Source organism: Pseudomonas sp. 13159349, assembly GCF_013305685.1.
Classification (GTDB): domain Bacteria; phylum Pseudomonadota; class Gammaproteobacteria; order Pseudomonadales; family Pseudomonadaceae; genus Aquipseudomonas; species Aquipseudomonas asiatica.
This window is the reverse complement of the sequence record NZ_CP045553.1, coordinates 2,687,635-2,713,787: the sequence shown is the minus strand read 5'-3', so window position 1 is coordinate 2,713,787 and position 26,153 is coordinate 2,687,635. Positions and strand designations below refer to the sequence as shown.

Sequence of the window (26,153 nt, the reverse complement as noted above, 5' to 3'; positions counted from 1 at the left end):
GGACGGTCTCCACGGGTTGCATTGCAGGTAGCACGCCGCCGGGCAGCCTTCGGGGAGGATATCAATGTGCGGCATCTTCAAAAGCATAGCGTGGGCTGATCAGGCGCAGCGTTTCAGGATGGTCTTGATCGGGCGCCTTACTCGGCGCTTCGACACATCCCTCGCCTTGATCCAACGGCAAGCCTCGATCTCGTTTCGAGGGTGTGGCTTGTCGTCTGCCTTTCGGGCTTCGAACAGATAATGGATGACCTTGTCCTCCCGGTACATCGTGAGGTAACGAAGCTCGTCGAATGCGAGGCCAGTTTCCTCGGCCATCTCCCGCATAGCCGCCTCAAGCGGCGTTTCGTGCCGCTCGACACGTCCACCCGGCAGGTTCCACTTGGCGTTGCGCTTGCGAACGAACAAAACCTCACCAGCCTTGCGGTAGATGATGGTGGCGCGCAGCTTGATGCCTTTGCGTTTCGCTGTTGCAGTGTCCATTGCCTTCATGTGTTGCCCTTGAAGTTGGCTGGCCAGGATCCGGCAGGTTCCTTGCCGAGCGTAAATCGTCCGTGCATTTGTCAGATGACCGGCATAACGGTGGCAACGTTCAAGTTAAATCCCGATAAACACCTCCGAGGCTCCGGTTTGGGGCTGCAGCAAATCAGTACCGCCTGACATGTTGGTCTGAACTTTGCCATCTGTCCTGGCTTCCCCTGCATACCTATCACGGAAAAACGCCTGCAGGAGCTGACCTTATGCGAGCACTGACCTACCACGGAGCACACGACGTCAGGGTCGATAACGTCCCCGATCCCATTATTGAGCAGGAAGACGACATTATCCTCAGGGTCACCGCCACAGCCATCTGCGGCTCTGACCTGCACCTTTACCGAGGCAAAATTCCACAAACCGAAGCGGGCGATATCTTCGGCCATGAGTTCATGGGCATCGTCGAAGATACTGGCAGTGCCGTCACCAACCTGCAGATCGGCGACCGCGTAGTGATTCCCTTCGTGATCGCTTGCGGCAGCTGTTTCTTCTGCCAGCACGACCTGTTCGCTGCCTGTGAAACCACCAACACAGGTCGGGGTGCGATCATCAACAAGAAGGGTATTCCCCCAGGCGCCGCGCTGTTTGGATATAGCCATCTCTATGGCGGTATCCCTGGCGGCCAGGCGGATTACGTGAGGGTACCCAAGGGCAACGTCGGACCGTTCAAAGTGCCCACCGAGCTGGCCGATGACAAGGTACTGTTTCTCTCGGACATCCTGCCGACCGCTTGGCAGGCGGTCATCAATGCCGAAATAGGCCAGGGGTCATCTGTGGCGATCTACGGCGCCGGGCCGGTCGGCTTGCTGAGTGCCGCTTGTGCGCGAATGCTCGGCGCCCAGACCATTTTCATGGTTGATGACAACGACCACCGCCTGGCCTACGCAAAAGAGGCCTACGGCGCCGTAGCCATCAATTTTGAGCAGGACGACGACCCCGCTGATAGCATCATCCGCCAGTCACCAGGCATGCGCGGGGTCGATGCAGTGATCGATGCAGTCGGCTTTGAAGCCAAAGGCAGCACTGCCGAAACGGTGATGACGGCGCTGAAGATAGAAGGCAGCAGTGGCAAGGCACTGCGCCAGAGTATTGCTGCGGTGCGTCGCGGAGGCGTTGTCAGTGTCCCCGGTGTGTACGCCGGCTTCATCCATGCCTTCATGTTTGGCGATGCCTTCGACAAGGGCCTTACCTTCAAGATGGGCCAGACCCATGTGCAGAAATACCTGCCGGAACTCCTTGAGCACATCGAAGCAGGACGCCTGCAACCGGAACTGATCGTCACTCACCGCCTCGCCCTCGAGGAAGCGGCCATGGGCTACGAGATGTTCGATCAGAAGCAGGATAACTGCCGCAAGGTCATCCTCGTGCCAGGCGCTGCACCCGGCACCCTGGGCCCTGACTACGTATAAAGGAAGTAAAGTCATGAACGGGCTCGCCAGCTATTTCTGGATTGCCGTGGCGGCAATCCTTTTACTCATCGATCTGTGGGCCATCGTCAGCGTCTTCAGAAGCGACAAGTCAGATGCAGTCAAAGCGGCCTGGGCCCTGCTGATCGTCGCGCTACCGCTGGTTGGCCTCGGTATCTGGGGCGTTGCTGGCCCACGCGGCATCAAGCGAGGTACCGGGCCCACTTCCGACGAGCACAGCAAAGGCTGACATTTCCCAGCTCCACTTACAGAGGTTTCAACATGATCGATCAAGCGACAGGCATGAAATCAGGCGAACGCTATCGCGTGGAAAACGTGGAGCGCGCTCATCAGTTTCCAGGCTTCTTTCAAGACGGGAAATATTACCTGGGCCCTGAGCTTCTCACCGCCGTGGGCTGGCTCGAAGGTACGCGCTTCATCTACGACAGCCTGGATGCCGAAGGTGAGCCCGTATTTCCAAACCGAGCGGCAGGCACGGTCGAAGGGCTGACGTTGACCCTGGTCGATGGCACCTCCCTTGAGCTCTCGCGGATCGAGGCCTGCGACCCCATTGCACCCCTTGACCCCAGCGCCTCAGCTGCGAAACGAGAAGCGCCTGACCGTGGCGCTCCGCTGAAAGGGCCTCTGCGCGGCAAGGTCGTGGTCATCACCGGCGCATCCAGCGGCATAGGCCGAGCCGCCGCGCATGCCTTTGCGTGCAAAGGTGCTCGCCTGGTACTCGCCGCACGCGACGAAGAGGCGTTGTTCGACGTCCTGGATGAATGCACCGATTGCGGTACGGATGCCATAGCGATCACCACCGACGTCACCCACCGCGACCAGGTTCAAGCCCTGGCGGCGCAGGCCGCCGAATTTGGCCATGGCCGAATCGATGTTTGGGTCAACAACGCCGGAGTTGGCGCGGTCGGCCACTTCGAAGACACTCCACTGGAGGCACACGAACAGGTCATCCAGACCGACCTGATCGGTTACCTGCGGGGGGCCTACGTTGCCCTTCCCTTCTTCAAGGCACAGGGCAGCGGCATTCTGATCAACACGCTGTCGCTGGGCAGCTGGGTGGCCCAGCCCTACGCCGCCGCTTATTCGGCGAGCAAATTCGGCTTGCGTGGACTGACCGAGGCATTGCGGGGCGAATTGACTGAGTTTCCCAACATCCATGTTTGCGATATATATCCAGCAGTCATGGACACACCAGGCTTCCGAGACGGCGGCAACTATACCGGGCACGCGCTGACGCCGCCAGGCCCCGTATACGATCCCGAAATAGTGGCGAAGGCTATGGTGGCCTGCGCAATCTCGCCTCGTGCTCACACCACGGTTGGCGCTGCGGCGCGCCTCGCGCATTTGGCCAGCTACCTGATACCAGGGCTGCCTCTGTTGTCAGGAAGGCTGTCGCGCTGGGGGATAAATTGCAGCCCCATAGCCGAAACATCGTCAGGCAACCTCTTTGAGCCTCCGAGTGGCAGGAGGGGTATCGACGGAGGTTGGAGGAAGCCAAAAGATAAAACGCCCCTGCTGATCGGCGCAGCGGCGCTGGGAATCCTTTTGGGTTTTAGCCTCACACATTCACGACGCAGGGATAGATAGAGAAGGTCTGCTTACAGAGGAATGACCGTGGTTTCATTGCGAGATCACGTTCAATCCCTACTTGGCTAACGAGCTTGTGGGATTAACATGGCGATAGTCCTCCCCTGCTACCGCTCTCAGGTAAGCAGCGTCAGCCTCCAGACGAAGATCGCGCCACTCCTGCCAGCAGATAATCCCTCGACGATCCATCTCATCGGCCTGGCGAAGCAGTTCCTCGTGATAGTCGTCAGGCGAGTCCATGCGCAATGCCCTGTCTTCAAGCACCCGATACCAAACCGCCAAACAAGTAAGCTTCAGCAATTGGGCGGCAGACAGGTTTTTCTCGAGCGTTCGCATCAGGAGGCCTCATACGCTGATGGAGGGTTGAGTCACCCTTGCTCCCAGAGGTTCAGCAGAGCGGTGTCAGCGGCATGGATACGTCCCGAGGATCGCCCCCGCTAGGGATCCGCTCACGGATGCGAATTAATGGCACTGACTCAAGTTGGAGTGAATTTCTTGAACGCTGGCAATGTCGTAGTGATGGCGCGCTGCTACGGCTTGCTGGAAGAAAGCAAGCAGACCTGGATGTCCCTCCCTTCCTGCAGCCGCATGTCCGAGTACCCGTATGAAAGAGCTGCTTTCCGCTGCGAAGATAATTCGCCCAACTGTTCTCATCGTTGAGGACGAACCCATGATTCGAGAGCTTTTGACCCTGTACCTGGAAGAATGGGGGGCCATGGTGACAGCAGTGGCGACTGCCGATGGCGGCAATGAGGCGTTGAGGAAGCAAGATTGGACGCTGCTGATAACGGATGTACAAACGCCTGGTTTACTCAATGGGGTTGATCTTGCCTGGATGGCAAGCCAGCAAAAACCTCAGACGCGCATCATTGTCATGAGCGGATACTACGAATTTGCAGGGAGAGTGTTGCCGCCAGGTGCGGAGTTCCTTCCTAGCCGTGGCCAATAACCCAGCTCCAGGAACTGCTCTACGCTCAGCTTAACCACGCCGACGGTGCTGGAAGGTGTGGCCAGGGTGCGTGGCACTCTGGCCACTTGTGAGAAAATGACAAAGCGGTCTTAAGTAGACAGCGAAATGGGCAACAAGGGCTTGTGCCTCTAGCTCGAACACGACCACCGACGAACACCAGCGCCAATGATGCTGCCGCTAACAATAGGCTCACCCCTAGCATCTGGCGGTGAGGTTATGAAACCCTAAAGCCGCAGCGCCGATCATGGCCAACATTCCTGAAAGCCCAGCGTAGCCTACAGCAGTCATAAGCCATCCCAAGGTTCGCATCCCCGACTCCTCAAGTTTGATTTTCGAGATCAATTCGACTTGATACGAGACCATACCCATTTGGCAAAGTGCCATCGGCGCGTAGACGCGCCCCTCTCGCGTCTAGAGCTTAAAGCGGACATGGATGCAGCTTTTACTATCTTGGCGATCAACCACTACTGCCGCGCTGCCGTAACCGGAATAGCTTTTGACCAATCGCATTCCAAGCCCCGTTCCTGTCGGCTTAGGGTAATGATCAGGAAAGCCGTCGCCCTCATCCCTGACGGTGAGCTGAGCATGATCGCCGGCATGCTTGACGATCACGTCTATAGAGCCTTTGCCGTACTTAAGGGCGTTGGTGATCAACTCGGAGATCACTAATCCCAAAGGCGCCATTCTTTCAGGTGGTAGGACGAAGTCGTCAGCCTCCAACAGAATTTGTCGGTCGGCCAACGCCTTGCCTAGATCACCCAACAGGGCACTCAGATAATCGCGAGCGCGTACCTCTTGGTCTTCGGCGGCCTGGTATAGTCTCTCGTGAACACTGGCAATGGTCACCACTCGCCCTGCGGCAGTTTCGAGCTGCAACTTAACAGCCGCATCTGGCGTGAGATTGGCTTGAAGTAACAGCAGGGTGTTTACAAGGTGGAGGCTATTTTTGACGCGATGATGGATTTCTTCGAGATAAAGGTCGCTTCGATTTTGCCTGCTGTTCTGTGCCTCAATGAGAGAGAGCAGCTGAGCTTCGTAATGGTGCCGTTCAGTGATATCCCGTGATACCGCTATGATCCGTTCGACCTGGCCATCCGTGGCTATGATTGGCGCCACAGTCACGTCCCACCATTTGGGTTCGTCGGGAGCGATTGGGCAGTACGATTCGAACCTCATGGTTTCGCCAGCGCTAACTTTAGCTACCGCCTCCCAAACAAGTGATCGCGACTCCTCAGGCCACAAGTCATACCATCGCTGACCTTTAACACTGGTCAGTTGGGTATTTAGGAATGTCAGCCCGGCTTCATTCATGAACTCGATCTCGCCGCTCGGGGCCAGGATATCCACCCAGTCAGGGCTTGCGTTCAGGATAGTCTCGGAATAAGGGTCGGGAACTGGAACATCCACGCCTGCAGATATTCTTTCGACAGCCATGGAAATGACGTTCGAGATGCCTTCTAGAAATACCAGATCGCTCTCTACAAAATCGTCCCCGTTGCTGCTGTCGGCTTCCAGTACACCAAACGGGCTGAGCACACCCCGGATCGGGACATTGATGGCCCGCTCGATTCCATATTTTTTCAGCAGTTCCGGCGTTCGAAAGCGATTTTCCATACCCAAATGATTCGAGAGTACGGGCCTGTAGGTGGCCAATGCATAGCCAGCCGGACTAGCCACATCGCCGCCCACGGTTGCCCGCCCGATGTCAGAAGCATCCCAGCCAACGCCGTGGGTCAGAACAAACCCTTCCCCGTCCTCCGCTGGCTGGAGCACCTTGGAAAAACGAGTGCTCATCCCTTCAGCGACTACTTCACATGCACGGGTCAGCAACAGATCCAAGTCCGCAGCCTTCAGGGACATTACGCCAAACTCGACCACGAGCTCATGTTGGCGATGCAAGCGCGCATGAGTCTTCTTCAAGGCCGCTCGGATTGTTTCATCGACTGGTAGCTGCTGCATAGTCTTCCCTTCCGGATTAACGGGAAACGCCCAGAATCCTTTCAGGGCGTACAGGCGGTTCGCTTACCGCTTTCCTACCATAGCCGCTAATCCATGACGGCGCCTAGCGCACCACTCATCGCCCAGGAGCAACGGCGTAGAGGCCCAGAGCCCTAATACATATGACCCGCGAGCAACCCTACATGCCGAAAACCATCCTCATTGTGGAAGACGACGACCTCCTAAGAGACCTAACTGCCGAGAGCCTCTCGTCACTCTACGCCGTTGCTGTGACGTGCTGCGCAAATGCTGACGAGGCGTTGCATTACCTTTGCAATAAGGAAGTCCCTAGCTTGGTGATGACCGATATCCATATGCCTGGAAGCATGGACGGTTTAGGCCTTGCACACGAGATTTGGCGTCGATGGCCTACTCTGCCAGTGATTCTGACTTCGGGCGACGCAGTAATCGACACCGGTTTGCTGCCTGCTCGGACAGCATTTCTCCCCAAACCTTGGGAGATTTCTGATCTCGCCTCGCTGATCAACAAATTAGTAACGCTCCCGCCGCAAGTAGAAGCTTGATCCAAAGAACACTGCCTACCCCTTCCATGCTTCATATTTGGCTAGCAGCGGTTGAACGCTCAATCCATGTAGCAGAATGCTCAACGCCACCACCGACAGAACCAGGCTGATGCTCTGCGCGGCCAAGGCGGGAAGCAGCCCATGATTGAGGGCATAGAACAGGTAGTAGAAGCTGCCGATACCTCGGATGCCAAACCAACCCAAAAGCCCTCGCTGCCGGACATTAAGCATTCCCCGAACCGGAAACAGGAAGACACTCAAGGGTCGCATCAGCAGGAACAGCGCTCCGGCGACCGGCAATGCCCGCCAGTCCCAATGCTCAATCAGCACTACCCCTAGCATGGTGACGAGGAAAACTTCCATTGCCCGTTCGATCAAGCTGCCGAATGCCAACATGTCACCCAACATGATCCCCGCTGCCACCTGCGAGTCATCGAGCCCTTCCACATCACCTCTGACAGCCTGCTCCGGCGCGACATGCTGGTGTCCTACCACGGGCTGTACCAGATGTTCTGCAGCTGGATCCTCGGGGCTATTTGAGGTCTGAACCTCGGCCTGGCGCAAACCGAGGCCCGCAGCGAAAACCGCGAGAAACCCATAGGCCTGAATAGTCTCGGCGCTTACATAAGCCAGCGCGATTAGGGCAAGGGCGAGATAGTCGTTGGGCGACACGGTGCTGTCATCGTTGCGCAAACGCAAGAAAAGCGTGAGTTTGCCCAAGCCACGCCCCATCCAATAGCCCAGCAGCAGACCTGCAGTGACTGCCCACAGCATGTCCTTGGGGAGCCAGCTAGAGAACCAAGCTTGCCCGGTATCCTGTTGCAGGAACAGGCCGAGGATGACGAAGGGAAAAGCCACTCCATCGTTAAGCCCTGCCTCACCGGACAGGCTGAAACGTACAGGATCATCGTCCTGGGCATCAACCACCTGTACCAGGGTTGCCAGCACCGGGTCTGTGGGTGCCAGGATAGCTCCAATCAGAACGGACACTCCCCACCCCAGGCTGAGGCCGTAATGCAGCACCAGCGTTACCCCACCGATGCAGAGCAACATCACCGGCCCCGCCAGATAGAAAGCGCTCAACCAGCTGCGGTTGCGCAAGGGCAAGCGCAACTTCAGGCCACTGAAGAACAGCGAAAACAACACCGCGACTTCGGTGAGGTGCTCCATCCAGCCACTCGACTTGCTCAAGTCGAGCTGTAGGAAACCCAGGCCCGATGTTCCCAGAGCCATACCTAACCCAAGGCACACAACGGACGTTGTAACTGGAATCCAGCGCAGGTACGAGGATGAAAGCGAGAGCAGCAGGAGCACTGCACCCAGCATGGCGAACCAGACGATGAAGGTCATCTGCGCAGAAGCCTTGGGAGAATTTTCGATTACTTTTTGACTTTCTGGCTAAACACGTCGTTCCGCTGCACTTACTGCGTTCGTCCATCATCACGGCGAAATGTAAAAAAAGATTTCAGCGCTCCTCTGCTGTCAAAACCGATAGGTCGCATTGGAGTTATCGTCATGAAATTCGCCCACTTCTGCCAATTGCTCGCTGACCACGCCGGTAAACCGAGTACCTTCTTGATCGCCGTGGTACTGATTGCCACATGGGCTGCATCCGGGCCCTGGTTTCACTACAACGACACCTGGCAACTCATCGTTAATACGTCGACCACCATCATCACATTCCTGATGGTCTTCCTGATCCAGAATACCCAGAACCGGGACAACGACATCATCCACGTGAAGCTCGACGAGCTTATCCGTGCTACGAAATCCGCAGAGCAGTCGGTGCTCGATCTTGAAGCACTCGACAATCGAGAAATCCATAAACTTCGCAAGGAATATCAGGCGATGGGCAGCCACTGCGAGACGCCCCATCAAATGTCTAGCGAGCAGCGGGCGGACGATGCAGCTCGAGACAACCTGCAGCGCTAAAGAGCGTTACGGTCGGACGATGCGGGCAGAGCTGGCGGAACACTTGCAGAGCTGAGCGCTTGGTTAATAGCTTCAGCGAGCTCGTCAATTGACCATGGTTTGAACAGGTAAGTGACAGGTGGGGTGACCTGCGATGGATCAAGCTGGTAACCAGAGGTCAGGATGGCGGGCAGCCCAGGCCACCTTTCGTGGGCCATGGAGATGAACTCCATGCCTTTGATACTTCCAGGAACACCGTGATCGACAACGATCAACGAACAGTCGCTCTTGAGCGCCATCAAGTGAATCAAGGCGTCTTCGGCGTTATCGAACGCATCGCATACAGCGCCCAACTCGATCAGGATATCCACCAGCAGGGTTTGAAGCGTTGGATCATCTTCCACGACAACTACTGTCTTCCCTGACAGCGACAAACCCTCGATGTCGAGCTTCATCACCCTCTCCAGTCCATAATTGATTTTTCGAGTGTTCCACTCATCTGGACGCGTGTCGACGGAGGCTAATGGCCATTATTTGCTCAATGGCTGCCAGACACAGACAAATAGACAAGTGCCTCTCGCATGAAAATCTCCACCGTCTTAGGGCCTATACCCTCGAAGCTTAGCAGCCAGCGCTTGAAGCCCTCACAACCTGGATCGTCCCGCAGCGCCTCAAGTTGAACATCCAATTCCGCGTCGGCCTTCTTACCAAGGGAATGCAATCGTCGGGCAGTGGATTCATCGTATCGCGCATACCCAGCCTGCCCGAGCAGCCTGACAAGGGTCGCATGTGTAGCCTGCGAAAGCTTATACGGCGTATCTAGTCCCTGCTCATTGGCAAGTATCCGGTACGCCCTCAGGGCGACTGTAGATCGGATGCGCTTGCCCATGAGAAAGCTGGCCAGCAACCACCTAAACACTCCCCCGACATCCGTCACTTCGATGCCGAGGTCAGAGGCAGTTACGGTCTTCAACCTTCACTACGGCGCGGGTCAGCAGATCGGGGGTAAGTGCGCTCCTCTTCGATAGTGCCATCCGCCTTATGGATCTTCACCGATGCCGTCTTGCCATCAAAGAAATCTGCGAGGGCGCTGACCAATTCATGCTTAGTCGCTGCTCGCTTGGAGGCGGGTTCAGCACCGGCTTTCTTCAATTCCCATCCATTTGCTGTAGGGCTGAGCTGGTAGTTGTCCATCGTGTGCTCCTCCTAGCTTAAAGGGATTGGCCGTCATCCTCGATGTCTTCCTCTGCCTCGGCTGCCTCAGTGGCATCAGCGTCATTCAAAGGAGGCGACGTGGGCTTTTCCGGATCATTAATGAAAGGTAAGTCGCTTGGGCCTTTCTCTTCAGAGCCTTCGGTTTTAGGCTGCATGGCAACACCTCCAGGCACGTTGACGGAATGCAGGTCTCAGGCCCCTTAGGTAGCACCTGAGAATTTGCCGACATCGATAGGTTGCGGAACGAATTCGGGGCCCTCGCCAGCCAGCCTCCACTTCACCTTGGCAACGCCATAACGCTCAGCCATCGGGCGACTGACCAGCTTGATGTTCTGCTGACTGAATCGCGGGATGATGCCAACACCGGCATCGCAACTGGCCCAGTGCCACGCGACGCCGTTGTCCATCTTCTCCAGACGGATGATGAATGTCCGAGGCTCACCGTGAAGCTCGTACTCAATGACATAGAGTTGCTGTCCGACCACCAGAATTCCCTCCCTAGCTCATGCGTTATTGAGCAAGCACGGGAGAAAAAAATTCCATCGAAATCGCTCGTGGGTAAGGGATGCTTGCGATTCGGGCTATGTGTCTTGTGTACCTGTAAGGAATTCGAACAAGGTCTCAGCGCAGGCCGTAATCCCCTCCAGGAGCACCATCTCGAAGCCATGGGTATTTTCGGTCGGGATCGCAATGCAACCGGCCAGGGCATCGATCCCCGCACTCAATACCGCACTTGCATCCGACGCAAAATCGACGAGCAATGCCGACTGGGGCTTAAAACCGGCCTTTAGGCCAGCGGCGATCAGGCCCTGCACCACGGTGCGGCTGTAGTATCCCTTCTGGTCGCCGGTATTGATGATCGGGTTGGCCGAAAGCTCCGTGCCATACTCCTCAAGTACAGGGCCGACCTCGACCGCGATTGTGGTGTCGCCGGGCAGCCGGGAAGCTGCGTACATGGCGCCGGCATTCGACTCTTCCTCCAGCGTCGTAAGCACGAACCAAACGTCCTGCTTCAGTTTTTCTCGACGTTCACTCAGCAGCTTCGCACAGAGAATGACAGCGCTCAGCGGAGCTCGGTCGTCGAGGAAGTGAGCGGCAATACAGTCATGTACCTTGAAGGGCTTACGCCAGTGCTGACTGAGCACGACTCGAGTACCAGGCCGAACTCCAAGTTTCTGGAGCTCTGACTTGCTCTTGCGCGTGACGATATAGACATCTTTCCACTGAACATTTCCTGCCAGCACGTCTCTTCCCTTCGAAGTTCGACCGCTGTTGTGCATTGAACCGTAGGACAAAACACCCGGCAGGATGTGTTCATCACCCAGGATATCGACAGGGCAGACGCCGAAGCTTATCGGTTGCGAACCCCCTAGAGCGAGCACCTCCAGGGTGCCGTTCTCCAGCACATTTTTGACGATCATCGCGATCTCATCGAGGTGGGCCATAACGCGTATGGCTGCCTCTGGGCTACCAGTGCGGCCCCCACGAATCACCCCCACCACATTGCCAGCAGGGTCGGTGTGCGTGTCATCACAGAACAGGCGCAGCTCGCGCAGACAAATGGCCCGTACTTCATCTTCTTGTCCGCCCGGCCCTCGGGCGTTGAGGAGCTCGGTCAGTAATGCCTCAGTCTTCAAAATGTTACCTCCCTGTTTGCACGCAAACGTGTTCAGGCCAGCTGGATGTACACCGAGTAGCTACCCAATAGCACCCAGAACACCAGAAAGATCCACGGCGTCCGTAGCGAAAACAGCAATGACTTTCGATGCCCTGCACGCGAGGTTTCCGCCTCACAAAACAGCGGCGACTCGTCGTAAGCCAACCCCATCAACGGCTCGCTGCGCAGCAGGTGGCTCTGCTTGAGCTGCCAGTGATCGATGATGTTGTATGCCGCCCGGATGCCAGGCCAGGCGTTGAGCGAGCTCAGCACCCCGAGCAAGGCGAGGAACGCTGGCACGATCAGGGTGAACATCTCGCCCCATCCTTGATTGAGGTTGCCCATGGAGGAGACGAAGGCAATGACCAGGAATGACTGAGCCGCCAGGTAGGCGTCCGTGCGGTTCGCGAGGATGCTGGTTTCGTACTGGATCTCACGCCGGTAAAAATCCAGACGCTCCTTGGGAGAGCCAAACATCCTGGCATTGTGCTCGCTGATCTCATGCTCAGGGGTCGCAGGGGTAATGATTCGAGGCACTCGCTACTCCGGGAATTGGGCTCCGAGCGAAGAGATGAGACTGGAGCTGAATCCGGTAGAACAGGCGATGGGGCATGGAATTCAATTGGATTGATATCCCGCACCGCTCGTCGTACCAACCGCAGATTGAAACCAACACGAGGAGGCAGGGCCTTTCGAACCGGTATGAACGTTCTCAACTGCAGGAGTTTCTACCATGCGAGACTTCCCTACCCCGCCCTTCCCTTCGCAGCCTCAAAATGTCCCTGGCTCACAGCGCAAGATGGAGCCCTACCCGGATTGTGGTGAGCAGTCGTATACCGGCCACAATCGCCTCGAAGGCAAGGTTGCACTCATCACCGGAGCAGACAGCGGCATCGGGCGGGCAGTTGCGATTGCCTATGCCCGTGAAGGCGCCGACGTCGCCATCGCTTATCTGAATGAGCATGAGGACGCGCAGGAAACCGCGCGCTGGGTCGAGGCCGCAGGCCGCCAATGCCTGCTGTTGCCCGGAGACCTGGCGCAGAAACAGCACTGCTACGACATTGTCGAAAAGACCGTTAGCCAGTTCGGGCGTATCGACATCCTGGTCAACAACGCGGCGTTCCAGATGTCCCACGAGACCCTGGAAGAAATCGACGATGACGAATGGGTGAAGACTTTCGATACCAACATCACCGCGATCTTCCGGATTTGCCAGGCGGCGCTGCCTTCTATGCCCAAGGGCAGTTCGATTATCAATACGAGCTCGGTCAATTCCGACGATCCATCCCCCAGCCTGCTGGCCTATGCCACGACCAAGGGGGCCATTGCCAACTTCACTGCTGGCTTGGCTCAGTTGCTAGCCAAGAAAGGCATCAGGGTCAACAGCGTCGCGCCAGGCCCTATCTGGACGCCTTTGATTCCGGCAACCATGCCGGACGAGGCCGTCAAGAACTTTGGTTCCAGCTACCCGATGGGGCGCCCGGGGCAACCGGTCGAGGTCGCGCCAATCTACGTGCTGCTGGGCTCCGACGAAGCCAGTTACATCAGTGGCTCACGTTACGCAGTGACTGGCGGCAAACCGATCCTTTAGCGAAAAGAGGCTCGCCGAGTTGGCGAGCCTCAAACCCTTTTCGTGGGCAGTTTCAGCGTTTTTGCTGGTCGTAATCACGGGCTGTTTTTTGCGCCGTGGAGTCGTGGTCTGTCCCCGTTGATCCATCCGGACGATGAGCATCGTTATCTCGCTCCTCTTCCCCCTGCGGCCTCGTCTGCGCACCTGCCTTTTGCCTATCGCTCTCTTTCTTCATCTTGCTCTCCTACCCTTGCCTTTGAATAAAAGAAGCTAATGTACGAGGCAAAGTTCAGGTCAGGTTCACTCCTCGAGATAGCCGGGCGTTAGGTGCGATGAACCAAATACCCCAGCATCGCGTCCACCGCAAAACAAGCGAGTCGACTCTGAAATGGAAAACGACCCTGTACTGGCCGCCCTCGGCTACCTCAAAAACAACAAACTGATTTTGAGCACAGCAGAATCGTGCACTGCAGGCTGCCTTGTGGCTTTATTGGCGGCGGTACCGGGTACCGGAGAGGTGCTGGAAAGCGGCTATGTCGTCTACTCGCCCAGCGCCAAGAAGCGGCTGCTGGGGGTCAGCGCCGAAACCATCGAACGATACGGCCTGACCAGCGAAGCAGTAGCCTGGGAAATGGCCTTGGGTGCATTGAGAGACAGCGATGCGAGTGTGGTGATCGCCACCACCGGGGTAGCCGGGCCGGCGCCCGAATCAGGGATACCACCGGGGACGATGTGCTTTGCGTGGGCTTTCGCCGGCGAGCCAATTGCCGTTTTCACGCGCACTCAACGTTTCTTCGGCGAGCGGTCTGAAGTTATGCGCCAAGGCGCCCTGTTCGGGTTGACCCGGCTTTCCCACTATCACCAGCGCTGGTTACGCGGTGAGCGCGCCTGAGGGGTGTGATCATGTCGGAAGATGAACTGCTATCCAGGCGTCATCCTGTTCAAGAAGACATGCCGATGCAGCAGCGTGTTTGGCGCTTCGAGCGCGTGGGGTGGTACGTGCTTGTGGCCATCGTATTGCTTGCCTTGGCAGGCCTGTTCGGTAATGGCCCATTGAGCGATGCGGAGGTGGTGAGCCAGGATGGACGGGTACGGGTTGAGTACCAGCGTCTCAGCCGAAGCGGCACGACAGACAGCCTTTTCATCACCATTCAGGGTATCCCTGGTCGGCCGGTGGAGGTGCAACTCGAGGGATCATTGCTCCGTGACGCCAGTATCGAGACGTTACAGCCGCAGCCGCAACGGTCGATGTCGCATGGCCAGGCCATGCTGTTCCAATTGGGTACTGGGCAAGATGGCTTGGCCACCTTGTACTTGACCCTTCGAAGTGAGCACGTGGGGACTCTGAAGGGCAGCGTCAAGGCTGGCCCTGAAAGCGCCGTTCACTTCTCCACATTCCTTTACCCCTAGGAGTGCGTCATGGATTCGATCCTCCGCGCAGCCGGAATGTATGTCGCCCTCATGCTGCTGTTTCGCGTGGCCGGGCGGCGCTCGCTGGCCGATTTGACGACCTTCGACTTCGTGTTGTTGCTGATCATAGGGGAAGCCACCCAGCAGGCGCTTCTGGGTGACGATTTTTCATTCACCAACGCCATGTTGGTAATCGCCACGCTGATCGTACTGGACGTCGGCCTTTCACTCGCGAAGCTGAACTCCAAGCCCTTGGCCCGACTTCTGGACGGGCACGCTACCCTGGTTGTCGAGAATGGGCGCTTTCTGCACCACCGCATGCGTCGGGCACGACTCACGGAGGCCGATATCCTTGAATCAGCGCGGGACAGCCAAGGCATAGAGAGCATTGAGCAGGTGAAATTCGCTATCGTCGAACGCAATGGAAAGATTTCGATCATTCCTACCGAGTAAGGCACGGCGCTTCTCACCGTGGAGCCAAGGCCCGCTTAACGTGCCAATCTCGCCTGGCTATGGTCGATGGTAGGGAGAGGCATCAGTTCTTTTGCGCAGCGCTCACATAAGACGAACCAGACGCCAGATAGCCATGTCGGAATCAGAACACGTGATCTCGAAGGCATATCAATGGAAAGAGAACCGGTAGAAGCTCAACGGGGTGCACCTCAGCGAGATGAGGGTGGATGGTTGCCCCTGGAGCAGTATGGTGCGCTCGGCGATGGGCGCTCTGTGGCACTGATTGGTTTGGACGGTTCCATCGACTGGTGGTGTGTGCCGCACATGGATTCACCTCCCCTATTCGACAAGCTGCTGGCCCCTCAGACTGGAGGCTTCTTTTCCATTACCCCTAGCGAGCCATTCGTTGCTGAGCGCCGCTACCTGCCAGGCAGCAACATCCTTGAGACAATTTTCATCACCCGTCAGGGTCGTGCCCGGCTGACGGAATCCTTGAACAGTGGCCCTGCCGGGCGCCTGCCTTGGGCCGAACTTGGCAGACGCATCGAAGGTATCGAGGGTAAGGTCAATTTCGAGATTGCCATCGACTTCGGAACCCAAGCCGACACGGTAAGCCCCTACGTGGCGCCGAATGACAATGCCTGTGTTTTTCATGCGGGCCGAATTCTCGGCATGTTCCTGCACGACCATCATGTGCACATCGAACGCAAAGACGACATGGGCGTCCGTGCTGTCCTTAGCCTTGCAGCAGGACAACGCTCAGTGGTCGCAATCATCGCAGGGCGTGATGAGCCCCTGGTGGCACCGCCATTGGCCCTGATCGACGAACGCATCGACGGCTCGCACCGGGAGTGGTGCCAGTGGTCGAAAGGGCTCGTCTACGATGGCCCACACCAGACCCAGGTATTGCGCAATGCGCTGGCCCTCAAGCTACTGCTGTCCTCTCTAAGTGGCTCGATCATGGCGGCAGCGACCTCATCCCTGCCCGAACGGATTGGCGGCAGTAAGAACTACGACTACCGCTTCGCCTGGATACGCGATGCCGGCTACATCATCGAGGCGTTTCTGGGCATCGGCGCTCAGCCAGAGGCCAAGGCTGCATTTACCTGGCTACTGCGCCGGTTGGATGAATATGGGCCACGGGTGTTTTATACCCTGGACGGTGCAATCGGTGATTGCGTGCGCCCGGTCGATCTGCCTGGCTATAAGAACTCCCCTCCAGTCGTCGGCAATGATGCCCGCGACCAACTCCAACACGGGGTGTTCGGCGATATCTTCGAAACAGCGCGCTGCTTCATCGACAGCGGCAACATTCTTGATTCCCCGAGCGCCATGCTCCTCTCAGGCCTTGCCGACCAGTGCGCCGACTGTTGGCGCCAGCAAGATGCCGGTATCTGGGAGTTGCCGGAAAAACAGCACTACACGATGTCCAAGATCAGTTGCTGGCAAGCCTTGAGCCGAGCCATCGAACTGGCAGATGGTGGCCATCTTCCCACCACCTGCCGGGAACGCTGGGATCGCGAGCGGCAGCGCATCCAGGCATGGATCGAGGGGCACTGCTGGAGCGAGGAGCGCCAGGCCTACCTGTTCTATCCAGACAGCGACCGACTGGACGCTTCACTGACATTGGCCGTCAGGTTCGGCTACCCAAGCAAGAAACGTCTACGCAGCACGCTGGAAGCCATTGACCATGATCTGGGAGCCGGCGCTTTCCATTATCGCTACACCGATGCACAGGAAGAGGAAGGTTGCTTCTTAGCCTGCACATTCTGGTTAATCGAAGCCTGGGCCATTCTGGATAACCAGGATCGCGCCGAAGCCGCCTATGCAGATGCTTTGGAAGGGCTGTCACACGGTGTAGGCATCTACTCGGAGATGATCGATCCGCAAACGGGACACTATCTGGGCAACCTTCCGCAGGGCCTGACTCACCTGGCAGCCCTCAAAGCCGCGATGGCCATCGGGGGCTGCCATCCTGAACGATGAGGCCAGTCATCATCTGCGTTGAACCGTCTCGCTTGGCGGCTACTCAACCACAGGCAAGTTCTCCATTCTTTCAATCCGTGATGAGGTAACGCCATGAACGCTATCGACTTGCTGATTCAAGACCACAAGCTGGTAAAGAAGCTGCTTGAGGAGCTATCTACCACCACCGAAAGGGCTGTGAAAAAACGCGCTGAACTGCTGTACCGCATCGAGCAAGAGCTGCAGATACACACCGCGCTCGAAGAAGAAATTCTCTACCCGGCCATCAAGGAAGCGGGAGGCAAGGAAGAAGCGAAGATGTACTACGAGGCCAAGGAAGAACACCGGACTGTTGACGCCCTCGTCCTACCCGACCTTCTGCATACCGAAACTGGCACCGTCGAATTCGCCGGGCGGGTCAAGGTCATGAAAGAGTTGTTGGAGCATCACATCGAGGAAGAAGAAGGCGAGCTGTTCCCCACGGCGAAGAAGCTGCTCAGCAAGGACACCCTCGAGGAGCTGGGGCGAACGATGGAAGTGCAGAAAAAGATGCTCAAGGGCGAGCAGCGAGCGGCTTAGTCGAGCGATCACCTGCCAGCGCTCAGGACGCTTGCAGGTGATCAGCTTCAAATACCCCATCATCAGTTGGAAGGTTTCATGGAATATTGGATTGGATTACTTGAATGGCCCGCCATGGTGATGACCGTACTGGCAGCCTGGTGCATTGGTTCGCGCCGTCCGGGTAGAAGGAAGATAGGATTCTGCTGCTTCATCGCAAGCAACGTGCTGTGGGCTGTGTGGGGCTGGCAAGCACATGCCTGGGCTCTGATCATCCTGCAGTTCTGCCTCTGCGCCATGAATCTGCGAGGGTGGCGCAAGAACACGCAACTGGAAATTACCGGGTGATAACGCACTGACAAGCCGGTAAAGGTTGCTTCTAAAACATACAGGTTGCACTCTTCACCAAGCTTCCGTCCCTGGAAGCAGTGAGAGCGGATCAGGCCGCAGGCTTGAGCACCACTTTCGTCCAGCCATCATCCCGCGCATCAAAGTGCTTGTAGGCATCTGGGCCTTCGGCCAGTTTCAAACGATGGGAAATGATCTGCGAGGGCTTGGCGCGCCCATGATGGATAAGCTCTGCCAGGCGGCGATTGTAGGCTTTAACATTCGCTTGGCCTGTCCGGATCTGTTGGCCCTTGAACCAGAACGCACCGAAGTCGAAGGCCATCTTACCCTCCTTCGCCAGTTCGTTTTTCGCTCCAGGATCTTCTGGAACGAACACCCCAACCACGCCTATGCCGCCTGTGGCCTTGGTGGAAGCGACAAGGTTGTTCATGGTGAGGTAGTTCGCTTCATGGCCATGCTTGTCGCAACACTGGTAACCCACGCACTCACAGCCCCGGTCAGTACCTTTGCCATGGGTCAGGTTCATGATCTCTTCCACGGCCTTCTGCTCGACTGCATTGATAGGGGTTGCGCCAAGCTGCGCGGCGAGTTGCAGGCGATCCGGTTGGTTGTCGATGACAAACACCTGGGACGCGCCTTTGATGATTGCCGAATGGGCCGCCATCAGGCCGACAGGCCCTGCGCCGTAAATCGCAATGCTTTCACCCGGCAGCAAACCGGCAAGCTCTGTTGCATGCCAGCCTGTAGGGAAGATATCCGAGAGCATGACATAGTCATCCTCACGCTCCTGGGCATCTTCCGGCAGTACCAGGCAGTTGAAATCCGCATAGGGCACACGCAGCAGCTCGGCCTGCCCGCCCTGATACGGGCCCATCTCGGCAAAACCGTAAGCAGCGCCCGCAGCACCAGGATTCGCTGTAAGGCAGAATCCAGTGAGGCCTTTCTCACAGTTCTCACAGAACCCGCAGCCGATATTGAAAGGTAGACAGACTCGGTCACCGACTTTGACCCGGTCGACCCCTGCCCCTACCTCGATTACCTCACCGAGATTTTCGTGACCAAAAACTCTCCCGGCTTCGAACGAGGTTCGGCCCTCGTACATGTGCAAATCAGAACCGCAGATGTTGGTCGTAGTAATGCGTACCAGCACGTCCGTAGGCTTTTCAATTTTTGCGTCCGGTACATCCTTCACCGCGACGTCACGTGGGCCGTTGTACACGATTGCTTTCATGCTGAACTCCCGATAGTCAGGGGCGATTGAAATGCGCCCTACTCTGTTCAGGCGAACGCAGCGTCCGTACGTTCAGCGTGTTAACTGTAGAGGCAGACCGGTGGCGCTAATTGCTGTCGCTCCCACCGGAACAGGGATCGTGAGCCATGAGGTTGGAAGCGAGGGATTGCGCCCTGACAGCTAGCGTTGCTGTCGGCGCCCGCCCAACTGGATCCAGACCGGCGCATGATCACTGGCCTTGGCTTCGTTGCGCACCCAGGCATCCACGCCCGCCCCCTTCAGATAAGGGCTGAGACCCGGGTTGAGCAGCAGGTGATCGATACGAAGCCCGGCATTACGCGCCCAGTGATTGCGAAAATAGTCCCAGAACGTGTAAATGCGCTGCTCGGGATACAGGTGACGAACAGCATCCACCCAGCCCTGGGCCATCAACACTTCAAAACACGACCGCGACTCAGGCTGCAGCAGCGCGTCCTTGAGCCATGAGCGCGGGCTATAGATGTCCAGATCGGTCGGCACAACATTGAAATCCCCTGCTAACACCGTAGGATGGCTGCTGACATGAAGTGTTTGGGCGTGCTTGATCAGGCACTCGAACCAGCGCAGTTTGTAATCGAACTTCGGGCCGGGTTGCGGGTTGCCATTGGGCAAGTACAAACAGCCCACCAGCACGCCGTGCACCGCAGCTTCCAGATAGCGGCTTTGCTGATCGTCCTGCATGCCAGGCAGCCCACGACGTACCTCCAGCGGCTCGCTATCACGCGCCAGGATCGCCACGCCGTTCCATGAGGGTTGCCCCTGGTAAAGGCAACCATAACCTGCCGCTTCGATGGCCTCGCGAGGAAACCGCTGGTTGGCCGCCTTCAGTTCCTGCAAGCAGGCAATGTCCGGCTGCTCCCGTTCCAGCCAGGCCAACAGTGCGGGCAGCCGGCTGCGGATACCATTGATATTGAAGGTGGCGATCTTCAGCGCTTTCATGCGTCAGGGTCATTCACGTGGGCCTGCACGGCATCTTCCAGTGCCCAGATATGTGCTTGGTCGGCCAGTGACTTCAGCGCCAGCCAGTCATCCCAGTCAATGGCACCATCGTCCCTGAGCGCCTCAGCCGTGCGCACCAGCTCATGGTGGTAGGCGTCCGGCGCTTCACTCCGGTAACTGATGTCGTCGTACTGCGCGTACCAGGCTTCAAGTTGAGGAATGCTGCGTTCGATGCTCATGACGGCCGCCTCGTTCTATTCCTGCAAGTGAGAACCCAACCGCCTTGGAATGTTCAACCGCAATGGTCAGCCGGTCAGCACCCCTACCGCTGAAGTATTGCATTGGAACTTCCAACCCCGTCCGGGACGTCCCACATCCACACCTGACGAAAACGGAGATTGAACGATGAGTGCAAAATTGAGTGGTAAGCGGGTAGCCTTTCTGGTCACCGATGGCTTCGAACAATTCGAGTTGACGGGGCCTCGTGAAGCCTTGCAGAAAAACGGGGCCGTGGTCGACATCCTGAGTGACAAGGAAGGCACTGTCCGCGGCTGGAACCATGACAAGCCGGCCGACGAATTTGCGGTAGACGCGACGTTCGACAGCGCCCTCCTCGATCTTTACGATGCCATCGTGCTACCGGGCGGGGTACAAAATTCCGACACTATTCGCCTGATACCTGGCGCCCAGAAACTGGTGAAAAGCCACAACTCGGCCAGCAAGCCACTGGCGGTAATCTGCCACGGCGCCTGGCTGCTGGTATCGAGTGGATTGGCCAAGGGCAAACGCATGACCAGCTTCAAGACGTTGCAGGATGATATCCGCAATGCAGGTGGCCACTGGGTAGATGAAGAGGTGGTGGTGGACGGCAATCTGATCACCAGCCGCAAGCCGGATGATATCCCCGCCTTCAACGAGCAGTTGATCAGAGCCCTTGCTGGTTAATTTGCTGACCGTGGGCGAGCAAACACCTCAACCTCCTGTTCTGCTCAGGCAGGGTTCACGGTAGGCAAGCTCACGGTTTCTTCTCCACGTCCTTGGGCGCTTTCGCCGGGCCTTGTGGGTCCACCTGAGGATCGCTCAGGTCTGGAGAGTCCGGGTCGAACCCCAAGTCCTGATCAGTCGTTGCATGATCGGAAGAATGGGGGCCTTTCTGCTGCTGATCGTCGGGTTTGTTCATGTTTTGGTCTCCGAAGTGTGATGTATTCACCGTCACGGTCTGGCCGCTATCTGAATAGGCTGTTCATAAAATACCTCGGTAGAATGTTGGCGTCCGGTGGAGAATTGCAACACCGGTAAAGTTGCTTTTTTGCATGCCATCCACTCGTCAATCCTGCACTGACGCAGGAGACACTGACCAACCGTGACCTGAACCAGATGAGTGACGGGTGAGCTTGCACATGATCTCAACGACGTCCTGTCTCCCCCCGTCTTACATCTCAAAGCAACGGGCCTCACGGCGAAATCGGATCACTGGCCGGGAACGTTTCATCCAACGCATTACCGACGCTGCTCTCCTTCGGCTGACTCAACTGGCCGCATTTGCAGTCGTTCATACGACAAGGCTCCCCATTGCGGTGCCCCGTCGCACACGCTTCGCAGCAATAAGCCTTGCCATCCTGGAGCACAGCATTGGCATCCACGGTGCATGAACAGTGGTTGCAGGAACAGCGTTGCTCGCTCATCACGGTCTCTCCTGTCATCTTCTTCGGGCACCACTTCGTCACTCCACGGCTCACCGGCCAGTGACGCTAGATGGGTCCCTGACCCTCTGGGGTATCCGGGGCCGTACTGAAACTGACTGCGCAGGGCCGCGAAGGTTTATCCGGATTTTCCGGTCGGGCCATCAGGGCAGCGGCTTGCCACCGGCCCTAACGATGGTCGTTCATCACCTGCCCGGCCACTGCGCGCAACGCCTGGCGGTTATCCAGGCCCTGTTCACGGGCCAGCGCGAAGGCTTGGCGCTGGCGATCGGCACTGCTGCCCTCGCGCAGGATGTGCCGGGCCTGAATGAATGAACGCTCGGCATCAACGGTGTCAGCCGGGCACTGCTGCTGCAGCTGCGTCAACCAGCCCTCGGCGCTGACCGGCTGTTGACCGTGGACACCGATGAAGGTGGCCAGGCGCCCCTGACGCAGGGCGCGCCAGTAGTTTTCCTGGGTGACCCAGCGCAACTCGCGGCTGGCGGGGTCATCGTGGCGGGCCAGCGCCTGCTCGACCAGGTGGCGAAACAGGCCTGCGACAGCCAGGGCATCCTCCAGCCGCGGGCAGCCGTCGCAGATACGCAGCTCGACCGTTGGAAACCGCCGCGAGGGCCTGATCGCCCACCAGAAGTCGCCGTTCTCGGCCAGGCTGCCGGTGCGTTGCAGCAATGCCCGGTATCGCTGGTACGCGCTCCAGTCCGGCAACGGCTCTGGCAGCCCCATGTGCGGCCATTCCCCGCACACTGCGCGGCGATAGCTCATGTAGCCGGTATCCTCACCGCCCCAATACGCAGACGAGGTACTGAGCGCCAACAACAAAGGCAACCAGTACAACACCCGATTGATCACCCGCATGCGATCAATGCCCACCGGTACTCCGACGTGCACGTGCAGGCCATTCAACAGGCTGCGCCGCGCCACCAGTTGGTAATCGTTGAACAACTGGCGATAGTGCGGGGTGCCACGTGGGCGCTGGCGCAGCCACTGGGCGCTTGGGTGGCTCGCCGCGCCGTACAGGCCGGCGCCCTCGTCGGCCAGCGCCCGGGCCAGGCGCTGACGCCGCTCGCCAAAGAAATCACGCGCTTGGTGCAGTGCGTCGAATACGGGCGAAGCGATCTCTATCTGGCTGTGGAACATTTCCTCGGCGAACCACGGGCCCGCCGCGTCCCAACAACAGCGGGCCACGGCTGCTGACGGAACAGCCATGACCTGCCCGGTGGCCAGCTTCACCAGCAGGTATTCTTCCTCGATGCCAAACGTGCAATGCCGCGTCACGACGCTATCAGCCGCGACGGGTGACGGTCAGGGCCACGGCGGCAATGCGCTCGACCTGCTCGTAACCGGGGTCAAGCAATTGCTCGCCGAATACGTCCGGGTCCAGCTCGCGATAGAACCAACTGAACCCAGGCCCCGCCAGGCGCAACCGCATGGCTTCGAGCAGCGCGTCGCGCCCCTCGACGATGGCGACACCGGTGTACAGCAGCAACGTCCCCCCGGGCGACAGGCGCTCACGGGCTTGCTCGACGATGTGCAGCGACAGCTCGGCACCCAGTGCGCCGCCGCCATGGCGGTAGGCGCGCTGGCCGGCGTCGAGCATGTACGGCGGGTTGGCGACGATCAGGTCGAATGTACCCGCGATATCATCGAGCAGGTCACTGCGCTCTACCGAAACATTCGCCACACCGGCCAAGGCAGCATTGATGGCAGTATGGCGCAAGGCCATGGGGTTGATGTCCACCGCGCAGACCTGCGCATGCTGCACGGCGCGCGCGATCAGCAATGCCCCGACACCACTGCCGCAGCCTATGTCGACGGCATGCTGCACGCGCTCGGGCGTGCTGCTGAGGTGATCGTGGATCAACTGGGCGAACCGGTAACTGTCCGGGCCAAAGAACACGGCATCGCGGCTGTTCGTAGGCCAGGCGGAATGCAGCAGCAGCAGATCGTCCAGGCTGGACCAGCGCACGTTGCTGCGCCACAGCGCCCCTTGAGCCTCCAGCACGCCAGCGAGGCTAAGTTGCTCCAGTTCGTCGGGGCTGAGCAGTGAAGCGGCGAACGGCCTACTCCAGCCGAACACATCACGCAAGGTACGCGCCTGCTGCGCCTCGGCTCGGGCATTGACCGTGGCGTGGGTCGCCGGCGTCACGCAGGTGAAACGATAGCCGTCGGCACGCAAGCGGTTCCCCAATTGCAGCAAGGCCTCATCGGCGCGAATCTGGTCTTGGTCGAGCAGCATCAATGAAGCCCTCCGTGCATCAAACCGGTGGTCTGGATGAACGCACGCGTGGCGTGCAGGCCCTGAGGGGTGGCGTGCCGATTGCCGGCCATTGCATCGATCAGGGTCGGTATGTCCGATACCTGGGACGCGATGGAGACATCATTGTCCAGTTGCAAGGCGTGCTCCCACTGCCCTGGCGGCACCCGACGAATTCCCGCGCCTTGCCAGGAGCCGGCGATCCAGTCATGCCAAAGCTGCTTTTCATAGGCATCGAACACACCGAACATGGCAGCGACCGGGCCCTCGATCAGCGACCAGAAGCGGCTTTGCTTAGGATCGCTGTCACGCTTGATCCAGCCTTGGGCCTGTAATGCTTCAAGAAACCCGGGCATTGCGCCGGGCTCAGCTAGCCACTGGTTGATGGTGCGTCCTTGCAGGCGACAGCGGTCCGAATGCATGCACTGCCCGTAGATGCGCTTGCGTTCCAAGGTACCTAGCAACTCGGCCTGCAAGTCGAACGAAGCAATCAATGAGGGCGTGTCGCCCCCCAGGTCATTGAGCCGGTAACCGTGCCTCACGCGCTCATAGAACGCCGGCCCCTGATCGCGCACTAGCTCGGTGACGCTTTCCACAGCGCGTCGCGCATGGCCGCTGGCGGCATTGTCGATGGTCACATGCAGCTGGAAGTAATAGGCATCGATACCCAGCTCGGCCAGCTCATGGGTGGTGATCAGCAGGTGCAAAGGCGGTTGCTCGTAACCCAGGTTGTAACCGATTACTTCCGGCAAGAATCGCTGGCAGTGCTGCCCCAGAGCCAGTTGCAGCGTGCCCTGCAGGTAACGAGCGGGGTCAAGCGGCCGCTCCTGCGAGCAACCCAGACGGCTGAGCAAGCGCTGGTAGATCAACACGTGATTGCAGCGTGGGTCGCCGTCCCCGAGCTCTTCCAGGAAGGTGCGGATCAGCCCGTGGAATCGCGGGTCCTGCCAGTGCCACAGGGCCCCGTGAAGCCAGGCGCCGTCAACCGCCTTGGTCGGCGCGACTTGCTGTAGGAACCACAAGGCGTGGGAACGGTTGGCAAAATAACGACGCGCCCCGCCCTGACGCCGGTGCTCCAGATAGGCCGCATGCGCTTTGGCGACACAACCTGCATGGGCATCGGCCCATTGAGGGAGTAGCCTCGGGTCATCTGGCAGATCATCGCAAAGCAGACGGGCATGGCGCAATTGCTCCGTCAACCAGCCCTCACTGGTCGGCTCAGGGCCCTCAAGTAGCGCCCGATAGCGATGTTCCAGTCCTGCGTTGGTCTTTTGGGTCGCGGTACCTGCCTGTGTCATTGCCACCATGCCTTGTACCTCGCTCAGGGATTCTGCGGTTTGGTCTCAGGTGATGGGGTAGTTGCGGGAGGAATGGGTTGCTGCATCTGAAGCGAGGGTTTACTTGGGTCAGCATCCTTCGCCGGGTGATCCTTGTCGCGGTCGAAGCAACCTCCGAGCAGCGAGAAACTGGCAGTCAACAGCAGCACGACAAACTGGTTGTTTTTCATCTGATGGGCTCTCGTTTTCGTCAAGACCTACATCAACGAGTCCGACCGGTTGCCGTGAATTCGTTCTGATTCCGACATAGCGGATGAGCGGTGACCGAAACGCCGGTTTGCTCTCCATGAATGATCGAATTTCTGAGCATTTTGGACCTGCCCAAGCGCTGGTTGGGCCGGCCAGTAGCTTATGGTTCGTGATCGCCGCCTATCAAGGTCTGCGCGCTAACGCATTCACCCGCTGAGCCTCAGGCCCACTAACAACTAGCGGCACTTGGGCCAGCGAGGGCTGTCTACCTTTAACCCTGCTCGTCGTCTGAAGGATGTCGGGCCTATAATCGCTGGCTAAGCTCACTCCCGGTTCG

General features: G+C 58.2%; 35 protein-coding genes. 14 read left to right on the top strand and 21 right to left on the bottom strand.

Features of this window, described 5'->3' with window-relative positions; genetic code table 11:
• Positions 1-99: 99 nt before the first annotated feature.
• A complete protein-coding gene (locus GEV38_RS12765; protein WP_014859181.1) occupies positions 100-489 on the bottom strand; it encodes an NUDIX hydrolase in 390 nt (129 codons plus the stop codon).
• A 248-nt stretch (positions 490-737) separates the two neighbouring features.
• Here GEV38_RS12765 and GEV38_RS12760 point away from each other — a divergent pair, with 248 nt between their 5' ends.
• From GEV38_RS12760 to GEV38_RS12750, 3 genes are read left to right on the top strand one after another with little or no spacing between them, the layout of a single operon-like run.
• Entirely contained in the window at positions 738-1,940 is a 1,203-nt protein-coding gene (locus GEV38_RS12760; RefSeq protein WP_014859182.1) for a zinc-dependent alcohol dehydrogenase, read from the top strand.
• Positions 1,941-1,953: 13 nt separating this feature from the next.
• Positions 1,954-2,187, top strand: a complete 234-nt coding sequence (locus GEV38_RS12755; RefSeq protein ID WP_014859183.1) for a PLD nuclease N-terminal domain-containing protein — start codon at positions 1,954-1,956, stop codon at positions 2,185-2,187.
• Between the two features lie 32 nt (positions 2,188-2,219).
• Complete coding sequence (locus GEV38_RS12750) at positions 2,220-3,545, top strand: SDR family oxidoreductase (protein ID WP_014859184.1); 1,326 nt, start codon at positions 2,220-2,222, stop codon at positions 3,543-3,545.
• Between the two features lie 57 nt (positions 3,546-3,602).
• Here GEV38_RS12750 and GEV38_RS12745 read toward each other — a convergent pair whose 3' ends face one another.
• Positions 3,603-3,881, bottom strand: a complete 279-nt coding sequence (locus GEV38_RS12745) for a hypothetical protein (RefSeq protein WP_024086907.1) — start codon at positions 3,879-3,881, stop codon at positions 3,603-3,605.
• Positions 3,882-4,149: 268 nt separating this feature from the next.
• Here GEV38_RS12745 and GEV38_RS12740 point away from each other — a divergent pair, with 268 nt between their 5' ends.
• Positions 4,150-4,494 (top strand): response regulator, encoded by a 345-nt coding sequence (locus tag GEV38_RS12740; protein ID WP_230491501.1) that lies wholly within the window; start codon positions 4,150-4,152, stop codon positions 4,492-4,494.
• 432 nt (positions 4,495-4,926) lie between these two features.
• Here the strand turns inward: GEV38_RS12740 and GEV38_RS12735 are convergent, their stop codons facing one another.
• Positions 4,927-6,474, bottom strand: coding sequence for a sensor histidine kinase (locus GEV38_RS12735; RefSeq protein WP_014859186.1), 1,548 nt, complete (start codon positions 6,472-6,474; stop codon positions 4,927-4,929).
• A 161-nt stretch (positions 6,475-6,635) separates the two neighbouring features.
• Here GEV38_RS12735 and GEV38_RS12730 point away from each other — a divergent pair, with 161 nt between their 5' ends.
• Positions 6,636-7,037 carry a response regulator gene (locus GEV38_RS12730; RefSeq protein ID WP_044039709.1) on the top strand — a complete coding sequence of 134 codons (402 nt, stop codon included), beginning with the start codon at positions 6,636-6,638 and terminating at the stop codon, positions 7,035-7,037.
• A 15-nt stretch (positions 7,038-7,052) separates the two neighbouring features.
• Here the strand turns inward: GEV38_RS12730 and GEV38_RS12725 are convergent, their stop codons facing one another.
• Positions 7,053-8,387: a sodium:proton antiporter gene (locus GEV38_RS12725; RefSeq protein ID WP_024086904.1), complete on the bottom strand. Its 1,335-nt coding sequence runs from the start codon at positions 8,385-8,387 to the stop codon at positions 7,053-7,055.
• Between the two features lie 165 nt (positions 8,388-8,552).
• On the opposite strand from GEV38_RS12725, the gene GEV38_RS12720 reads away from it, so the two are divergent.
• Positions 8,553-8,969 carry a low affinity iron permease family protein gene (locus GEV38_RS12720; protein WP_014859188.1) on the top strand — a complete coding sequence of 139 codons (417 nt, stop codon included), beginning with the start codon at positions 8,553-8,555 and terminating at the stop codon, positions 8,967-8,969.
• On the opposite strand, the gene GEV38_RS12715 is transcribed toward GEV38_RS12720, so the two are convergent.
• From GEV38_RS12715 to GEV38_RS12685, 7 genes are all read right to left on the bottom strand, one after another.
• A complete protein-coding gene (locus GEV38_RS12715; protein WP_014859189.1) occupies positions 8,966-9,403 on the bottom strand; it encodes a response regulator in 438 nt (145 codons plus the stop codon). The two genes, GEV38_RS12720 and GEV38_RS12715, sit on opposite strands and share 4 nt — an antisense overlap.
• Positions 9,404-9,486: 83 nt before the next feature.
• Entirely contained in the window at positions 9,487-9,921 is a 435-nt protein-coding gene (locus GEV38_RS12710) for a DNA methylase (RefSeq protein ID WP_024086903.1), read from the bottom strand.
• On the bottom strand, positions 9,918-10,142 hold the full coding sequence (locus GEV38_RS12705; RefSeq protein WP_024086902.1) for a DUF2188 domain-containing protein: 225 nt from the start codon (positions 10,140-10,142) through the stop codon (positions 9,918-9,920). The genes GEV38_RS12710 and GEV38_RS12705 overlap by 4 nt, the downstream gene beginning before the upstream one ends.
• 17 nt (positions 10,143-10,159) lie before the next feature.
• Positions 10,160-10,318, bottom strand: a complete 159-nt coding sequence (locus tag GEV38_RS12700; RefSeq protein ID WP_014859190.1) for a hypothetical protein — start codon at positions 10,316-10,318, stop codon at positions 10,160-10,162.
• 45 nt (positions 10,319-10,363) lie between these two features.
• Positions 10,364-10,648, bottom strand: a complete 285-nt coding sequence (locus GEV38_RS12695) for a DUF6555 family protein (RefSeq protein ID WP_014859191.1) — start codon at positions 10,646-10,648, stop codon at positions 10,364-10,366.
• 96 nt (positions 10,649-10,744) lie between these two features.
• The gene (locus GEV38_RS12690) at positions 10,745-11,800 is read right to left on the bottom strand and encodes a peptidase M42 (RefSeq protein WP_014859192.1); all 1,056 of its coding nucleotides are present in this window, start codon (positions 11,798-11,800) and stop codon (positions 10,745-10,747) included.
• Positions 11,801-11,832: 32 nt separating this feature from the next.
• Complete coding sequence (locus GEV38_RS12685; protein WP_004573937.1) at positions 11,833-12,357, bottom strand: hypothetical protein; 525 nt, start codon at positions 12,355-12,357, stop codon at positions 11,833-11,835.
• Between the two features lie 196 nt (positions 12,358-12,553).
• Here GEV38_RS12685 and GEV38_RS12680 point away from each other — a divergent pair, with 196 nt between their 5' ends.
• Positions 12,554-13,411: an SDR family oxidoreductase gene (locus GEV38_RS12680; protein ID WP_024086901.1), complete on the top strand. Its 858-nt coding sequence runs from the start codon at positions 12,554-12,556 to the stop codon at positions 13,409-13,411.
• 52 nt (positions 13,412-13,463) lie between these two features.
• Here GEV38_RS12680 and GEV38_RS12675 read toward each other — a convergent pair whose 3' ends face one another.
• On the bottom strand, positions 13,464-13,625 hold the full coding sequence (locus tag GEV38_RS12675; protein WP_167551131.1) for a hypothetical protein: 162 nt from the start codon (positions 13,623-13,625) through the stop codon (positions 13,464-13,466).
• Between the two features lie 153 nt (positions 13,626-13,778).
• Here GEV38_RS12675 and GEV38_RS12670 point away from each other — a divergent pair, with 153 nt between their 5' ends.
• From GEV38_RS12670 to GEV38_RS12645, 6 genes are all read left to right on the top strand, one after another.
• The gene (locus GEV38_RS12670; protein WP_014859194.1) at positions 13,779-14,282 is read left to right on the top strand and encodes a CinA family protein; all 504 of its coding nucleotides are present in this window, start codon (positions 13,779-13,781) and stop codon (positions 14,280-14,282) included.
• Positions 14,283-14,293: 11 nt separating this feature from the next.
• The gene (locus tag GEV38_RS12665; RefSeq protein ID WP_014859195.1) at positions 14,294-14,800 is read left to right on the top strand and encodes a hypothetical protein; all 507 of its coding nucleotides are present in this window, start codon (positions 14,294-14,296) and stop codon (positions 14,798-14,800) included.
• Positions 14,801-14,809: 9 nt separating this feature from the next.
• A complete protein-coding gene (locus GEV38_RS12660) occupies positions 14,810-15,253 on the top strand; it encodes a DUF421 domain-containing protein (protein WP_014859196.1) in 444 nt (147 codons plus the stop codon).
• Between the two features lie 231 nt (positions 15,254-15,484).
• Positions 15,485-17,239, top strand: a complete 1,755-nt coding sequence (locus GEV38_RS12655; protein ID WP_173896080.1) for a glycoside hydrolase family 15 protein — start codon at positions 15,485-15,487, stop codon at positions 17,237-17,239.
• A gap of 93 nt (positions 17,240-17,332) precedes the next feature.
• A complete protein-coding gene (locus tag GEV38_RS12650; protein ID WP_014859198.1) occupies positions 17,333-17,797 on the top strand; it encodes a hemerythrin domain-containing protein in 465 nt (154 codons plus the stop codon).
• A 78-nt stretch (positions 17,798-17,875) separates the two neighbouring features.
• A complete protein-coding gene (locus GEV38_RS12645) occupies positions 17,876-18,124 on the top strand; it encodes a hypothetical protein (RefSeq protein WP_014859199.1) in 249 nt (82 codons plus the stop codon).
• Positions 18,125-18,215: 91 nt separating this feature from the next.
• On the opposite strand, the gene GEV38_RS12640 is transcribed toward GEV38_RS12645, so the two are convergent.
• From GEV38_RS12640 to GEV38_RS12630, 3 genes are all read right to left on the bottom strand, one after another.
• Positions 18,216-19,355 carry a glutathione-independent formaldehyde dehydrogenase gene (locus GEV38_RS12640; protein ID WP_014859200.1) on the bottom strand — a complete coding sequence of 380 codons (1,140 nt, stop codon included), beginning with the start codon at positions 19,353-19,355 and terminating at the stop codon, positions 18,216-18,218.
• A gap of 180 nt (positions 19,356-19,535) precedes the next feature.
• Positions 19,536-20,333 carry an exodeoxyribonuclease III gene (gene xth, locus GEV38_RS12635; RefSeq protein WP_014859201.1) on the bottom strand — a complete coding sequence of 266 codons (798 nt, stop codon included), beginning with the start codon at positions 20,331-20,333 and terminating at the stop codon, positions 19,536-19,538.
• Complete coding sequence (locus GEV38_RS12630) at positions 20,330-20,572, bottom strand: hypothetical protein (RefSeq protein ID WP_014859202.1); 243 nt, start codon at positions 20,570-20,572, stop codon at positions 20,330-20,332. The genes xth and GEV38_RS12630 overlap by 4 nt, the downstream gene beginning before the upstream one ends.
• A gap of 166 nt (positions 20,573-20,738) precedes the next feature.
• On the opposite strand from GEV38_RS12630, the gene GEV38_RS12625 reads away from it, so the two are divergent.
• The gene (locus tag GEV38_RS12625) at positions 20,739-21,278 is read left to right on the top strand and encodes a type 1 glutamine amidotransferase domain-containing protein (RefSeq protein WP_014859203.1); all 540 of its coding nucleotides are present in this window, start codon (positions 20,739-20,741) and stop codon (positions 21,276-21,278) included.
• Between the two features lie 70 nt (positions 21,279-21,348).
• Here GEV38_RS12625 and GEV38_RS12620 read toward each other — a convergent pair whose 3' ends face one another.
• From GEV38_RS12620 to GEV38_RS12595, 6 genes are all read right to left on the bottom strand, one after another.
• Positions 21,349-21,513: a DUF6021 family protein gene (locus GEV38_RS12620; RefSeq protein ID WP_014859204.1), complete on the bottom strand. Its 165-nt coding sequence runs from the start codon at positions 21,511-21,513 to the stop codon at positions 21,349-21,351.
• Between the two features lie 274 nt (positions 21,514-21,787).
• Positions 21,788-22,018 carry a metallothionein gene (locus GEV38_RS12615; RefSeq protein WP_024086900.1) on the bottom strand — a complete coding sequence of 77 codons (231 nt, stop codon included), beginning with the start codon at positions 22,016-22,018 and terminating at the stop codon, positions 21,788-21,790.
• Between the two features lie 186 nt (positions 22,019-22,204).
• Positions 22,205-23,311 (bottom strand): carboxylate-amine ligase, encoded by a 1,107-nt coding sequence (locus GEV38_RS12610; protein WP_024086899.1) that lies wholly within the window; start codon positions 23,309-23,311, stop codon positions 22,205-22,207.
• Positions 23,312-23,318: 7 nt separating this feature from the next.
• Complete coding sequence (locus GEV38_RS12605) at positions 23,319-24,272, bottom strand: class I SAM-dependent methyltransferase (RefSeq protein WP_014861617.1); 954 nt, start codon at positions 24,270-24,272, stop codon at positions 23,319-23,321.
• Positions 24,272-25,597: an iron-containing redox enzyme family protein gene (locus tag GEV38_RS12600; RefSeq protein WP_014861616.1), complete on the bottom strand. Its 1,326-nt coding sequence runs from the start codon at positions 25,595-25,597 to the stop codon at positions 24,272-24,274. The genes GEV38_RS12605 and GEV38_RS12600 overlap by 1 nt, the downstream gene beginning before the upstream one ends.
• A 14-nt stretch (positions 25,598-25,611) precedes the next feature.
• Positions 25,612-25,797 (bottom strand): hypothetical protein, encoded by a 186-nt coding sequence (locus tag GEV38_RS12595; RefSeq protein WP_014861615.1) that lies wholly within the window; start codon positions 25,795-25,797, stop codon positions 25,612-25,614.
• Positions 25,798-26,153: the final 356 nt, after the last annotated feature.